Genomic DNA, 13,590 nt, shown 5'->3' with positions numbered 1-13,590 from the left:
TCACGGGCGACGGGTGCGTTCGGGTCGGCGACCTGATGCAGCGCACCCGTGTTGCGCTCCTTGCCGGCCTCGTGTTCACCCTGAGCGCCTGCAACCTCTTCCCGACCCCAGCGACCCCCCGCGTCAGCAGCGTGAGCCCCGCCGACGGGGCGACGAACGTGCCGACGAACGCCGCGGTGCGCGCGCAGCTCAGCGTGCCCGACAGCGCGGGGAGCATCGACCTCACGACCCTAAGCGCCGAGACGGTGAGCCTGACGGACGTCGGGAGCGGCAACGCGGTCGCCGCGACCCGCACGTTAGAGGGCGCGACGCTCGTGCTGCGGCCCACCGAGGCGCTCGCGCCCGAAACGACCTACCGCTTTGCGGTAACCGAAGGTTTGGCGACGGAGACGGGGGCGACCTTTACCCCCTTTCAGAGCACCTTTACCACCGGTCAGGGGGCGTCGCCCAACCCGGACGTGACCTTTCAGGCAGTGCCCGCGCGCGTGCTCTTTACCGCCGGCGGGGAGACCGCCAGCGATACCCGCACCGTAACGCTGCGCAACGACGGCTCGAGCCCCATCAGCCTGAGCGACGTGTCGATCACGGGCGAGGGGGCGGCGCGCTTTGACCTCGAGACCCCCGCCCCGGCGACGCTCGCCCCCGGCGAGAGCGCGACCCTCTCGCTGCGCTTTACGCCGAGCGCACCCGGGCCGCAGCGGGCGACGCTGGTCGTCGCGAGTAGCGACCCGCAGACGCCGCGGCTCGAAGTGCCCCTGGGCGGCCTCGGGGTGCGCGGTCAGGGCGGCAACCAAGAGCCCTCGCTGCAGTGGATTTTAGACACCTACGGCTTTGACATCGACACCGGCGACGCGACGCCAGGCGACACCTTTTTGGTCACCGAACCCAACAACGACCTTTTGGGCGACGAGGTCTCTTTGCAGCGGATGGTGCGCGCCAACCCCGCGGAACCCGTGACCATCGAGGTGCTCGCGGCCTTCGGGGTGCCGAACGATCCGGTGCTCGAGTTCGGCGTCTACGAAGCGGGGCGCGTAGGCACCCGCGAGGCGCTCTTTACGGTGCCGCAGGCGCCGGCGCTCAACGCCCAGCGCCTCGCCCCCGACATCGAGAGCGACCTTGTGGACGCGAGCGGGCTCATCCGCTTCGACCCCAGCAGCGAGCCCTTCGGCTTCTACTCGTTCTGGCCGACCAACCGCTTTTTCAACCAGCGCTACGTCTACACCGAGGACCGCCTCAACACCTTCCAGGGTGCGGTGCCGCGGCAGGTGCGCGCCTACCCGCTCGTGGAAAACGGCGAAACTGTCGAGAACGCCTTTGTCCTCGCGACCGAGGAGTTTAGCCAAGGCTTTGACTACAACGACGTGGTGGTGCTCGTGCGCAACGTCGCGCCGGCTAGCACCGCCGATATCGACGGGTTGCAGGTGACCAACCCCTTGGGGCTCCCCTTCGACGACCGCTTGGTGCTCCACAGCATCCGCGACACCAGCGGCAACCTCTGCAACCCGGAGAGGGACCCGACCTGCGACCCCACCGCGCAGCCGTGGCTCGAACTCAACACCCGCAACACCGGTACGGTGCGGCTGCGCAACACCGGGGGCGCACCTTTGCAGGTGAGCGTCAGCACCACCGAGCCGAGCGCCTTTATCTTCCCGAACGGGGAGACCTTCCTCACCCTCGACCCCGGCAGCACGTACGACCTGACGGTGCAGTTCGCGCCCGTTGGGCTCGGCGGTAAAGGGGTGTTGCAGGCGGCTTTCGTCGCGCAGGTCGGGGGCGCGACGGCCGAGATGGAACTCGCGGGGATCTACATGCCCGCACCCGAAGGGGGGCGCGAGGTCTACCTCGAGGGGCTCGTCGTCGACGCTTTCGGCTACCCCATCGACGTCGGGGCGGACAGTCAGGGGGGGCTCACGAGCGCCGCGCCCGACGCGCCCTTGGCCGGCGACGAGGTGCGCTCGGCCTACTGGCGAGCGGCTACGCCGGGCCCGGTGACGGTCACGCAGATCGCTGCCTTTCACTCGTGCTGCAACGTAACCTACCCCTTTGAGATGTTCTACGAGGGCGCCTCGACGCCGTTCGCCTCGTTCCGCCACGAGCGGCTCGACGGCCAGACGATCTACCCGCGCGCGCTGGGCGGCGAGGAGATCGCCGGTATGAGCGTCTCCCCGACCGGGCCTTTCGAGATGCGCTCGGCGGGTTACAGCACCAACCCGAGCTTGGGGCGCGGCAACGGCAACCTGGGGTTGCGCCTCTGGCCCGCCAAAGACCGCAGCGGTCAGCCGATTCCGAACACCTACATCGCCGCGCAAGACTTCGTCGAGAACGGCTGCGGGACGACGGACACGGCCAACTGCGACTACAACGACAACATGTACCTGATCGAGAACATCGAACCCGTCAACTAAACGTCCTCGCCTACAGGAGTCCGTATGCAACGACCCCAAACCCTGCTCTTCGTCCTCCTCACCTTGAGCCTCGCGGCGTGCGAGCTCATCCCCTTCGTACCGAGCGTCGGCGGTCCGTCGGTGGCGCGGATCACCCCCGCGGACGGGGCGACGAACGTCCCCGTCGGCACCAGCATCAACGTCGCGCTCAACCTGCCGAGCGGCGACCTCAACCTCACCACGGTGAGCGAGCAGAGCGTGCGGCTCATCGTCGAGAGCAACTCGCAACCCGTCCCCGTGACGGTTCGCGTGCTTAACGAGAGCGAGACGCTCGTCGTGACGCCGCGTGAGGCGCTCGCCTTTAACACCACCTACCGCTTCGAGATCTCGAGCGCGGTGCAAGACGAGAGCGGTCAGGCGTTCCGGGCGCATAGCAGCACCTTTACCACCGCCGGCGACGCCTCCCCGTCAGTGGTGCGTTCGCGCCCGGCCGACGGCGAGACGAACGTTCCGGTAACGACCGGCATCGCCACCGACCTCTATTTGCCCAACGGCGGGGTCGCCAACGACAGCCTCACCGACGAGACGGTCACCCTGACCGAAACGCGGACGCAGCGGCGCGTCGAGGGGTCGATCAACACCTCCGCCGCTGGCGACGTCATCAGCTTCCAGCCGAACAGCCCGCTCAGCCCCAACACCGAGTACACCTTTACCGTCGACGGGGTGCGCGACGTCTCCGGTGCGGCCCTGCTGCCCTACAGCGCGACCTTTACCACGGGGGCGGGGGGCGCGCAGATCACCCCGCGCTTCGACATCATTGACCTGCCGACCACGCGGGGCGAGCGCCACACCTCGCTCGCCTTCGGCCCCGACGGTAACCTCTACGCCTCGACGGTCGACGGGCGCATCCTGCGCTACAGCGTCAACGGCGACGGCACCCTCGGCGCGCCGCAGACCCTGACCTCGCTCCAGCAGGCCGAGGGTGGCCCGCGCCTCACCATCGGCATCGCTTTTGATCCGAGCGCGACCGCGAGCAACCTCATCTTGTGGGTGAGCCACACGCACTTCGGCTTTTCGAACGTGCAAGAGGAGTGGAGCGGTAAGATCACGCGTCTAAGCGGCCCTAACCTCGAGGCCGTACAGGACTACGTGATCGGCCTCCCCCGCTCGATCCGCGACCACGTCACCAACAAGATCGCCTTTAACCCCGCTGAACCTAACGTGCTCTACTTCAACCAGGGGAGCAACACGGCGATGGGTGCCCCCGACGCACCGTGGGGCTTCCGTCCGGAGCGCCTCTTGACCGCCGCTACCTTGCGCGTCGACGTCTCGCAGATTACCAGCCCGCCCCTAAACGTGCAGACCGAAGACGGCGGCTCGTACAACCCGTTCGCGCCGGGGGCGCCGCTGACCATCTTCGGGCGTGGGCTGCGCAACGCTTATGACCTCGTGTGGCACTCTAACGGCCGGCTCTACGTCCCCACCAACGGTTCGGCGGCGGGTGGCAACGTGCCGCGCTTCGATCCCAGCTTGGGCGACTGCTCGACCCGCCCTGAGGGTGGCTACAGCGGCCCCGTGCTCGACGACCCGTCGGACGTCAATGCGCCCTACTCGAGCGACCAAACCGACGGCTGGCGCATCAACCAGACGCAGAGCGACTACCTCTTTATCGTCGAAGAGGACAGCTACTACGGTCATCCCAACCCGACGCGCTGCGAGTGGATCATGAATGGCGGCGGTACGGCGACCGACTCGACGCGCGTTCAGGGCTACCCCGGCTCGGTGTCGCCCGACCCGAACTGGCGCGGCGCGGCCTTCGACTTCGGCCTCAACGTCTCACCCAACGGCGCTATCGAGTACCGCAGCAGCACCTTCGGCGGCGCCCTGCGCGGTCAGCTCCTGGTGACGCGCTACAGCAACTTTAACGACGTGCTCGCGGTCGAACTCGACAGCCTCGGCAACCCCGTCGGCGCTGAGCCGATCGTCACCTCGGGGAGCTTCCAGAACCCGCTCGACCTCGCCGAGGACCTCCGCAACGGCTACCTGTACGTCTCCGAGTACGGCAGCGAGAGCAGCAGCCTGAACGTCCCCGACGCCGGTTTGAAGCTGCTGCGGCCCCTCCAGTAACCCTCTAGGCGCTTCACCGCGCTGCTAAACCCCCCACATCGCCGGTGATGTGGGGGGTTCGTGTTGGCGGCTGGCCCCGCGTGCGGGTTTTCGTGGCCGTTTCTAAGCGCGCTGCGGCGTTAGCGACGCAAAAACCACGCGATCAGGTTGATCACGAGGGTGAGCGCGCCGCTTAACAGGAGCGCCGAGGTGATGGGGATAAAGATCGAGACGCCGTCGCGCCGGATGCGCAGGTCGCCGGGCAGCGTGCCGAACCAGGAGAACGCCCGCGGAAAGAGCGCCAGGGCGACGCCGGCGACGAGCAAGAACAACCCCAAAGCGATGAGAAGGCGTGCCATGCCCTTAGGGTAACGCGCCCCCGGCGCGCGCACGCGGGCCGCGCTACAACGGCTTTTGCACGCGGCGGCCACGCCCGTAAGCGCTTACAACGCCCCCCACCAACTCCAGTGTGATGGCCCCCAGCGGGGGATGTTGTCCCACACACCGGTAGCGCCACGGTGGCCTACTTGACAACCCCCTGAGGGCGACGTAGGATGCAGGGGTACCCACGTTGTAAGCGGTTACAAAAAGCCTGCTGGCGCAAAGGAGCAAGGGCGTTGAAAAGGGCATCGCACCAAACGGCCGCGCGCGTGACCATCGAGGACGTCGCGCGGGCTGCGGGAGTCTCGACGGGGACGGTGAGCCGCGTGCTCAACCGGCGCGCGGGGGTCAAAGCGGCCACGCGTCACGCGGTGTTGGAGGCCGTGAGCCGCCTCGAGTACCGCCCCGACGCCGCCGCCCGCGAGCTCTCGCTGCGCCACCCCAAACGCATCGGGTTTCACGTCGCGCCGAGCAGCACGCGCTTCTCCCCTTTCTACACGCTTTTCGCCCAGCACCTAAGCGCCGCGCTGCAGGAGTCGGGGCTCAGGCTCGAGACCGTCCCCAGCCGCCCCGACGGTTTGCCCGCGCGCAGCGCGGACGCCTTTGTGCTCGTCGGGCTGCACGACGACGACGCCCGCATCGGCTACCTGCACGCGCAGGGGATCCCCGTGGTGCTCGCCGGTCACGCCGAGGGGGAGCGCTGGACGCGGGCCGACGACGTTGACGGCGGGCGCCAAGCGGCTTTGCACCTGCTGCGTTTGGGGCACACCGAGCTCTTGCACGTGACGGGTGACTTGGGTGGTCAGGCGGCCTTCGACCGCTTCAGAGCCTTTCGGGGGGCGCTGCAGGAGGCCGGCGTGGCGCTCCCCGACGCGCGGGTGTTAGACGGCGGTTTCACCACGCTCGGCGCCTACCGCGCGGTGCGGCGCGCGCTCGAGGGCGGGGTGACGTTTACCGGCGTGTTCGCCGCTTCCGACGAGATGGCGTGCGGGGTGATCGCCGCTTTGGAGGACGCGGGGCTGCGCGTCCCCGGCGACGTGTCGGTGGTCGGCTTCGACGACCTGCCGGAGTTCGGCGACGGGCTCACCACGGTGCGCCAAGACGTCGCCAAGGTCGCCGCGACCGCCGCCGCCCTCTTAAAGGAGAGCCTGCGCGGCGAGCCCCCCCGCTCCGAAGTCATCCCCGTTCAGCTCGTGGTGCGCGGCACGACCGCTCGGAGGAGGTGATGCGGCGTGTAGCCCTCTAACTGCTCGCTTGCGCAAGCGCGTCCTCTTTAGCACGTTCGCAGTACGCCTCGAGCCAATCTCAGCCTCGAGCCAATCTCAAAGGAGACCCTATGAAACGCAGCACCGGCTTGCTTCTCGCCCTTTCGCTCACCGCCTGCAGCGCCGCTCTTGCCCAGACGACGGTTCGCGTGCAGGGCTACGGTGGACAAGACCCCGCCATCATGCAGCGCCTTTTAAACGAGGTCATCGGCGACGACCTCCAGGCCGAGGGCATCACCGTGCAGTACGAGCCCATCGAGACCGACTACAACGCGGTGATGACCAACAACCTCTCGGCGGGCACCGCCGGCGACGTGTTCTACCTCCCCGGCGAGGTCGCCCCCGGGTTTATCGCCACGGGCCGCGTACAGCCGTTAAACGACCTCGTCGACACGGAGCCCTTTATCGATGCGCTCCTAGAGGTCTACACCCAAGACGGTCAGGTCTACGGCATCCCGAAAGACTTCAACACCCTGGCGATCTTTTACAACGAAGACCTCTTCGACGAGGCCGAGGTCGACTACCCGAACGCGGACGACACCTTCGAGAGCTTTGCCGAAAAGCTGCGGGCGGTGCGCGAGCTCGACCCCGGCATCTACGGCGCCTGCTTGAGCGCCGACTTCGCCCGCTTGGGCGCTTTTGCCTACGCCAACGGCTGGCAGCCCTTTAACGAAGACGGTAGCGTGTCGCTCCAAGACGAGGCCTTCGTCGACGCCTTCGAGTTCTACACCGGGCTCGTCACCGAGGGCACCGCCGTGCAGCCCTCCGACGTCGGGGCGGGGTGGCCCGGCGACTGCTTGGCCAACGAGCAGGCGGCGGTCGCCATCGAGGGCGCGTGGATCCTCGGCTTTTTGCGCGACAACGCCCCCAACCTCGCCTATGGCGCCGCCCCCATGCCGCGCTCGGATGAGACCGGCGAACGCGGTAACTTCGTCTACTCGGTGGCGTGGGCGATCAACGCCGACTCGCCCAACCAGGAGGCGGCCGTGCGGGTGCTCGAGGCGCTCACCAGCGAGGAGGCGCAGCAGTTCATCCTCGAGCAGGGGCTCGCGATCCCCAGCCGCGAGGCTTTGGGCGAGCTCGACTACTTTAACGAAGACGACCCCGAGGCGCAGGCCAACCGCATCATCTTCGAGGGCGCTTCGGACGGCAACGTCTTGGGCTTTCAGTTCGGCAACATCGGTACCGACTACATGACCCCCATCAACAACGCCATCACCGCCGTGATGACCGGCCAAGCGGACGCCGCGTCGGCGCTGCAGAGCGCGCAGTCGGAGCTCGACGCGATTTTGGCGCGCGCGGGCGCGAGGTAGTCAGGCGCAGCTGTCGGGCGGGGGCTCCCCCCGCCCCCCTAGTACGAGAGGAAGTCGGTCATGCGAGCGAAACAGCAGGAGGTCGTCGCAGCCTATCTCTTTCTCCTCCCCTTCCTAGTCACCCTGGGGCTATTTTTCCTCTACGCCACCGTGCGCGCGGTGTATTTTAGCTTTACCAACTACGACCTCTTTAACGCGCCGCGGTGGATCGGTTTGCAGAACTACGTCAACTTGTTCCGCGAGGAGAACTTTCTCTTCGCGCTGCGCAACTCGCTCCTCTTCTCCGCCATCGTCACGACCGTGCAGACCTTCGGGGCGCTCGTGATGGCGGCGGTTTTAAACCAAAAGATCCGCGGGCTCAACTTTTTTCGCGCCGCTTTCTACATGCCGAGCGTCACCAGCAGCGTGGTGATCACCCTCATCTTCTTGTGGATGTACCAGCGCCAGGGGCTCTTTAACTACCTGGCGACGCAGGTGGTCAACTACGCGCCGCAGCTCGGGGCGTTTGCGCTCGTGCTCGTGGGGTTGCAGGCGCTGCAGGTCGGGCTCGAGCGCGCGCGCGGCCTCCCCGCCCGCTGGAACGACCCGGCGCTCTTTGTCATCTCGTTGCTTGTCGCCGTGGCCGCGGCGTGGCTGCTGACCTTTTTGGGGGTGCTGGTGCCGCGCGGTGGGGTCGTCGACTTCGTCTGGTTGCAGACCCGCCAGGAGGTGCCGGGCGTTTTCCCGACCTTTTTGCGCGCGCCGGTGCCGCTTATTGCCATCATGATCCAGAACATCTTCACCACCATCCCGACCTTTATGCTGATGTTCTTGGCGGCCCTTCAAGACGTGCCCAAGTCGCACTACGAGGCGGCTTCCTTGGACGGCGCGACCCCCGTGCAGCAGTTTTTCCACATCACCATCCCGGCCGTGCAACCCGTGACCTTTTTGGTGGTCACGCTTAGCCTCATCGGTACCCTGCAGATGTTCGACCAGGTGGCGATCTTCGGGAACGCCGTGCCCACGCGCTCGGTGATCACCCTGGCCTACTTCGTCTATCAGCGCATGTTCCCCGGCGCGCAGCTCCCCGAGGTCGGCTTCGCCTCGGCGGCGGCCATGTTCTTGGCGGCCCTGACGCTGCTGATCGTCCTGATCCAGCGCCGCTTCATCCGTTCGGAGGCCTCGTAATGGCGCAGGTTCGGGTTCTGACGCAGCGCCGCCGCCCCCCCGCCCAGGACATCGAGCGCTGGCAGGCGCGGCGGCGCTGGGCGCGGGTGGGGATCGTCTACACGGTCATGCTGATTTTTTCGATCCTCTTTCTGGGACCGCTGCTCTTCGCCGCGCTCTCGAGCCTGAGAGAGGACCCGCTCGAGTACCCCCCGACGCTCGCCATCCCGCAGCTCAACCCGCGCAACTGGGCGGCCGGCGCCGCATTGGGCCGCGCGGGGGCGAACGCGCCCCTCTGGGGGGGCTTCGCCCCCGGCGCGCAGGTGCCCTTTGAGATCACCTACTTCGTCCCCCAAGGCGCCGAGCCGGAGGTGCCCACCGTGACCGTCCCGCGGCGGCGACCGGGTGGGGGGTTGGGGGCGGTGCAGCAGATCGACTTCGCCGCCGACTACGCCGCCCTGACGCCGACCCAGGAGCTCGCGCGCGAGGCGGGCGAGTTCACCGTGGGCGGCGAGAGCGTCCCGGGGACGTTCGTCACCTATGGCTTTACGGTCACCTACGAGGGCGACGGCCCGACGGTCAACCGGCTCCCCGTGGACATCGAGGTGCCGACGCGCGACCAGGTCTTCGTCTCCGCGACGCTCTCGCCCTCGCGGCTCGAGCGCCGCGGCCGCGTCGCCAGCTTCGACAACATCACGCCGGGCTCCTTGGGTTATGTCTTCAACAACTACGCGCGCGTCTTCGAGGAGGCGCGGAGCATCACCACCGGCCGCTCGCTCTTTTTGAGCTGGACGCTCAACTCGTTTATCATCGCGCTCGCCAAGGTCATCACCACCATCTTGTTCGCTTCGATGGCGGGCTACGCGCTCGCGCGGCTTAACTTCCCCGGTAAAAACCTGATCTTTATCCTGATCCTCTTCGCCCAGATGATCCCCGGCCAGGTGACCTTCATCTCCAACTACCTGGTGCTGCGTGACGGCATCTTCGGGCTCTCGCGGCTCTGGGGTCAGGCGACGCTCCTTAATAGCCTCTCCGGTGTCATCCTCTCGGGGCTCGTGGGGGCGGGGGCGGTGTTTATCATGAAGCAGTTTTTCGAGACCATCCCGCGCGAGGTCGAGGAAGCTGCGATGATCGACGGCACCTCCCAGTGGCAGCGCTTCTCCAAGGTGGTGCTACCGATGGCGCGGCCCGCCCTGGGGGCGCTCACCATCTTGACCTTTCAGGGCGCCTGGAACGACTTTTTCTGGCCGCTCGTGGTCTTGACGACCCCCGAGGACATCAAAACGCTCCCCATCGGCCTCCTGACTTTCCGCAACATCTACGGCAACGTCGGCGACTGGGGGCTCATCCTGGCGGGCGCGGTGATGAGCGCGCTGCCCATTATCATCCTCTTCGTGGTGTTCCAGAAGTACTTCCTAGAGGGGGTCTCCTACGGCGGGGGTAAGGAGTAGGGGGAGACTGTGCCGTACCGCTAGCCGCTAGGGGAGGTGGGTTAGGCGCAAGTAGCCATGAGTAACGAGCCATGAGCAATGAGCCATGAGATGGGGAGCATCACTCATGGCTCGCCGCGAAGCGCCCCCTTCGGGGGGTTGCTCATGGCTGAGCCTTGGCTCATCACTGCCCACGCCCCGCCCGCACGTGGCCTGCCCTTGGCCCATGTGTTAGGCTCCCACAGCTAGGAGTGACCGATGGACCTGAGTAAAGACGTGGTGCTGAAAGAGAACTACAGCTTCTTCGTGGCCGACGGGGCGGGGCAGATCACTGGCGGGGAGCACGGCCTGTACAACCGCGACACGCGCTTTTTAAACCGTTACTGCTGGCGCTTTGGGGAGGCGTTTGAGACGCTCCTGTTGCACACGCCCCGCCCCGACCGCCTGCGCGCGCACTACGCCCGCATCGAGGGGCCGTCGCAGACGGTCGGTATTCAGCGTCACCTGGACTTTGGCGCGCGCGGGTTTGACGACCGCCTGCGCGTGGAGAACACCAGCCCCGAGCCGGTGGAGGTGGCGCTCACGCTCGAGCTCGGCGCCGACTTCGTCGACATGTTCGAGGCGCGCGGGTGGCACCGCGTCGCGCGCGCGCCCGTGGCGCTAGAGCCCGACGGTGCGGCCTTTAGGCTCCGCTACCGCGCCGAGGACGGCTTGGAGACCAGCGTCCGCCTCGCGCCGTCGCAGCCGCCAACGGCGCAAGAGGCCACCGGGTTGCGCTTCGTGCTCCCTCTGCAACCCGGCGAGGTTAAGGTGTTGACGCTCGAGGTGACCCTCCACAACCCCCTCGCGGTCGACGCGCCCGGGATCAGCTACGAAAGCTGGCGCGCGGGGTTCGACGTGCCGGCGCTCTCGGACGGGCACGGCGAGGTCTTGGCGCGCGCCATCGACGACCTGCGCGCGCTGCTGCTCTTTACCGAGCACGGCCTCTATCCGGCGGCGGGCATCCCCTGGTACGTGGCCGCTTTCGGCCGCGACGCGCTGCTCAGCGCCTATATGCTGCTCCCGCACCACCCGGAGGTCGCCGAGGGGACGCTGCGCTTTCTAGCGGCCTATCAGGGGCGCACGCACGACCCCGTGACCGCCGAGGCGCCCGGTAAGATCCTCCACGAGGTGCGCTACGGCGAGCTGTCGCGCACCGGCAAGGTGCCGTTTCGCCGCTACTACGGCACCGTCGACGCGACCCCGCTCTTCGTCGTGCTCCTCCACGAGCTCTACCGCGTCACGGGCGACCTGGCGTTGGTGCGCGAGCTCAAACCCAACTGGGAGGCGGCGCTCGCGTGGATGCTCGAGGACGGCGACCCTGACGGCGACGGCTTTTTGGAGTTCGTGGGGGCGCCCATGGGCCAGGGTCTCAGCGTGCAGACCTGGAAGGACTCGCACGACTCCATGAGCCACGCCGACGGGTACCTCGCTTCGGGGGCGATCGCCGGCAGCGAGGTGCAGGGCTACGCCTACGACGCCTTCGAGGCGGCGGCGACCTTTTACGACGCGCTCGGTGAAGCGGGCGGCGACCGCTGGCGCGCGCGCGCTAGTGAACTCAAAGAGCGCTTTCACGAGGCGTTCTGGGTCGAGGAGCTGCAGACCTACGCGATGGCTCTAGACGGCGACAAGTGCCCCTTAAGGGTGCACAACTCCAACGCGGGGCAGCTCCTGTGGACGGGGATCGTACCGGAGGCGGTGGCGCCCCGTCTGGTGGCGACGTTGTTTTCGGAGACCAACTGGACGGGTTGGGGCTTTCGCACCCTGGGGCGGGGGGAAAAGCGTTACAACCCGGTCTCGTACCACAACGGCTCGGTCTGGCCGCACGACACCGCGCTCGTCGCGGGTGGGCTCGCCCGCTACGGCTTCGCCGCGGAGGCGGCGCGCGTCCGGGAGGCGCTCTTTGACCTCGCGCACAGCCAGGCCGACCGTCGGCTCCCCGAGCTGATCGCCGGTTACGAACGCGAGGACGCGCCCCCCGTCCCCTATCCCGTCGCCTGCCGCCCGCAAGCGTGGGACGCGGCGGCGCTGCTCTACCTGCTGCGGCTTTAGAGGCCGGGCGGGGTGGGGCCTGTGTACGGACAACCCCGTGTACAACGCGTGTGCTACACTCGGGGCGTGATGGGTAGAACCCTGCAGCGCCCCGGCGCCTCGCGTCGTGTAGAGGGCCGCCATGTCTAGGCAGCGGACGCCGACGGCCTTCGAGGTCGTCTGGCAGAACGTCTGGGTACGCGCGACGGTGCAGCTCGTGCTGCTCATCGGGGTCGGGTTCCTCCTCTGGTACTTTTACCGCACCTTCTCGTTCGCGCTGCAAACGGCGCTCATCGGTTTTATCGTCGCCTACGTGCTGCACCCCTTGGTGAGCGGGATGCGGCGGCTGCGCATCGGCCGCGGCTTGGCGACCGTTATCGTCTTTTTCTTTCTTATCCTGCTGATCGTCTTCGGGACCGTGCTGCTTACCAGCGTGGTCGCCGAGCTCGGCCGCTTCGTCGCGCTCATTCCGGGGGCGCTCGACGCCCTGGGGCCGCTGCTCGCCCGCATGTCGGAGTTCGTGTTGGGGTGGCAGGAGCGCCTGCCGGAGTTTCTCGCCGACCGCTTCGGCACGGGCGTCGATGGGGTCAACATCGCTCAAGAGGTCGAGACGCGCGTCCTGACGCTTTTCGACCAAGCGACGGCGGGGCTCGTCAACGTCCTGCAGGCGACGCTCGAGCAAGGCCCGGCGTTTTTGCTCACCGGCGCGACCGGCGTCGTGTCGACGACCCTGCAGGCATTTTTGATCCTCGTGGCGAGCGCCTACTTCCTCTACGATTTTCCCCGCATCACCGCCAACTTTAAGCGCTACGTACCGGTGCGCTACCGCCCCTTCTACGAAGATCTAGGCGTCAAAGCCGACCGCGCGGTGGGCGGGTACCTGCGCGGCCAGCTGCTCATCGCGCTCGTCTTGGGGATCATGATCTATATCGGCCTGTCGCTCGCCGGGGTGCCGCTCGCGCTCGCCCTCAGCTTTTTCGCCGCCATCTTTAACCTCGTGCCCTACTTGGGGCCGGTGATCGGCACCATCCCGGCCGCGCTTCTGGGGCTAACGACCGACACGCCCTTTACCACGGCCATCTTGGCGGTGGTGGTGTTCGTGATCGCCAATCAGCTCGAGGGCAACGTTTTGTCGCCGCTCATCCTCTCGAAGTCGACGAACTTGCATCCGGTGACGGTGCTCATTTCGATCACCGCCGGGCTCGGCGCGTTCGGTCTGGTGGGGGCGCTTTTCGCGGTGCCGACGGTGGCGCTTATCAAGGTGCTCGTCGAGGAGTACGTGCTGCGCCGCCCCGCCTACACGGAGGACAAGGTGCGCGTCTTTCCGCGCTCGGTGCCAGACGCGGCCCTAAGCCCTGGCGACACCGAGCGCGCCGAAAGCGAGGCTGCCGCGCCGGAGGGGGCGGCCGCGCGCCCCCGGGTGCTGCGTCTACGTCGCCGCAGAAAAGGGGCCTAGCGCCCCTGAGCCGGCCTCGAGCCGCCGCTGCGGAACAAG

9 protein-coding genes are annotated in these 13,590 nt (G+C 67.3%); 8 read left to right on the top strand and 1 reads right to left on the bottom strand.

Annotation, left to right across the window (positions count from 1 at the left end):
* The first annotated feature begins 35 nt into the window (after window positions 1-35).
* Together TRAD_RS14345 and TRAD_RS14340 are read left to right on the top strand one after the other, a co-directional pair.
* Window positions 36-2,405: a choice-of-anchor D domain-containing protein gene (locus TRAD_RS14345; protein WP_013179340.1), complete on the top strand. Its 2,370-nt coding sequence runs from the start codon at window positions 36-38 to the stop codon at window positions 2,403-2,405.
* 24 nt (window positions 2,406-2,429) lie between these two features.
* Complete coding sequence (locus TRAD_RS14340; protein WP_013179339.1) at window positions 2,430-4,511, top strand: PQQ-dependent sugar dehydrogenase; 2,082 nt, start codon at window positions 2,430-2,432, stop codon at window positions 4,509-4,511.
* A gap of 119 nt (window positions 4,512-4,630) precedes the next feature.
* Here the strand turns inward: TRAD_RS14340 and TRAD_RS14335 are convergent, their stop codons facing one another.
* Window positions 4,631-4,849 (bottom strand): DUF2905 domain-containing protein, encoded by a 219-nt coding sequence (locus tag TRAD_RS14335; RefSeq protein ID WP_041947333.1) that lies wholly within the window; start codon window positions 4,847-4,849, stop codon window positions 4,631-4,633.
* Between the two features lie 258 nt (window positions 4,850-5,107).
* On the opposite strand from TRAD_RS14335, the gene TRAD_RS14330 reads away from it, so the two are divergent.
* The 6 genes from TRAD_RS14330 to TRAD_RS14305 all read left to right on the top strand — a co-directional run bounded on the left by TRAD_RS14330 (window position 5,108) and on the right by TRAD_RS14305 (window position 13,551).
* Window positions 5,108-6,097, top strand: a complete 990-nt coding sequence (locus TRAD_RS14330; RefSeq protein WP_013179337.1) for a LacI family DNA-binding transcriptional regulator — start codon at window positions 5,108-5,110, stop codon at window positions 6,095-6,097.
* Window positions 6,098-6,207: 110 nt separating this feature from the next.
* Window positions 6,208-7,449: an extracellular solute-binding protein gene (locus TRAD_RS14325; protein WP_013179336.1), complete on the top strand. Its 1,242-nt coding sequence runs from the start codon at window positions 6,208-6,210 to the stop codon at window positions 7,447-7,449.
* 60 nt (window positions 7,450-7,509) lie between these two features.
* Window positions 7,510-8,616 (top strand): carbohydrate ABC transporter permease, encoded by a 1,107-nt coding sequence (locus TRAD_RS14320; protein WP_013179335.1) that lies wholly within the window; start codon window positions 7,510-7,512, stop codon window positions 8,614-8,616.
* Window positions 8,616-10,046 carry a carbohydrate ABC transporter permease gene (locus tag TRAD_RS14315; protein ID WP_013179334.1) on the top strand — a complete coding sequence of 477 codons (1,431 nt, stop codon included), beginning with the start codon at window positions 8,616-8,618 and terminating at the stop codon, window positions 10,044-10,046. The genes TRAD_RS14320 and TRAD_RS14315 overlap by 1 nt, the downstream gene beginning before the upstream one ends.
* A gap of 237 nt (window positions 10,047-10,283) precedes the next feature.
* Window positions 10,284-12,116 carry an amylo-alpha-1,6-glucosidase gene (locus TRAD_RS14310; RefSeq protein ID WP_013179333.1) on the top strand — a complete coding sequence of 611 codons (1,833 nt, stop codon included), beginning with the start codon at window positions 10,284-10,286 and terminating at the stop codon, window positions 12,114-12,116.
* 121 nt (window positions 12,117-12,237) lie between these two features.
* Window positions 12,238-13,551, top strand: coding sequence for an AI-2E family transporter (locus TRAD_RS14305; RefSeq protein ID WP_013179332.1), 1,314 nt, complete (start codon window positions 12,238-12,240; stop codon window positions 13,549-13,551).
* Window positions 13,552-13,590 lie beyond the last annotated feature (39 nt).

Origin of the sequence: Truepera radiovictrix DSM 17093, from assembly GCF_000092425.1 — a bacterium.
Taxonomy (GTDB): domain Bacteria; phylum Deinococcota; class Deinococci; order Deinococcales; family Trueperaceae; genus Truepera; species Truepera radiovictrix.
This window is presented reverse-complemented; position numbering and strand designations above follow the sequence as displayed.

Bases quoted from the DNA above. Each gene is read 5' to 3' on its own strand.
- TRAD_RS14335 (WP_041947333.1), bottom strand. From the start codon at position 4,849: ATGGCACGCCTTCTCATCGCTTTGGGGTTGTTCTTGCTCGTCGCCGGC.
- TRAD_RS14315 (WP_013179334.1), top strand. From the start codon at position 8,616: ATGGCGCAGGTTCGGGTTCTGACGCAGCGCCGCCGCCCCCCCGCCCAG.
- TRAD_RS14340 (WP_013179339.1), top strand. From the start codon at position 2,430: ATGCAACGACCCCAAACCCTGCTCTTCGTCCTCCTCACCTTGAGCCTC.
- TRAD_RS14325 (WP_013179336.1), top strand. From the start codon at position 6,208: ATGAAACGCAGCACCGGCTTGCTTCTCGCCCTTTCGCTCACCGCCTGC.
- TRAD_RS14345 (WP_013179340.1), top strand. From the start codon at position 36: ATGCAGCGCACCCGTGTTGCGCTCCTTGCCGGCCTCGTGTTCACCCTG.
- TRAD_RS14310 (WP_013179333.1), top strand. From the start codon at position 10,284: ATGGACCTGAGTAAAGACGTGGTGCTGAAAGAGAACTACAGCTTCTTC.
- TRAD_RS14320 (WP_013179335.1), top strand. From the start codon at position 7,510: ATGCGAGCGAAACAGCAGGAGGTCGTCGCAGCCTATCTCTTTCTCCTC.
- TRAD_RS14305 (WP_013179332.1), top strand. From the start codon at position 12,238: ATGTCTAGGCAGCGGACGCCGACGGCCTTCGAGGTCGTCTGGCAGAAC.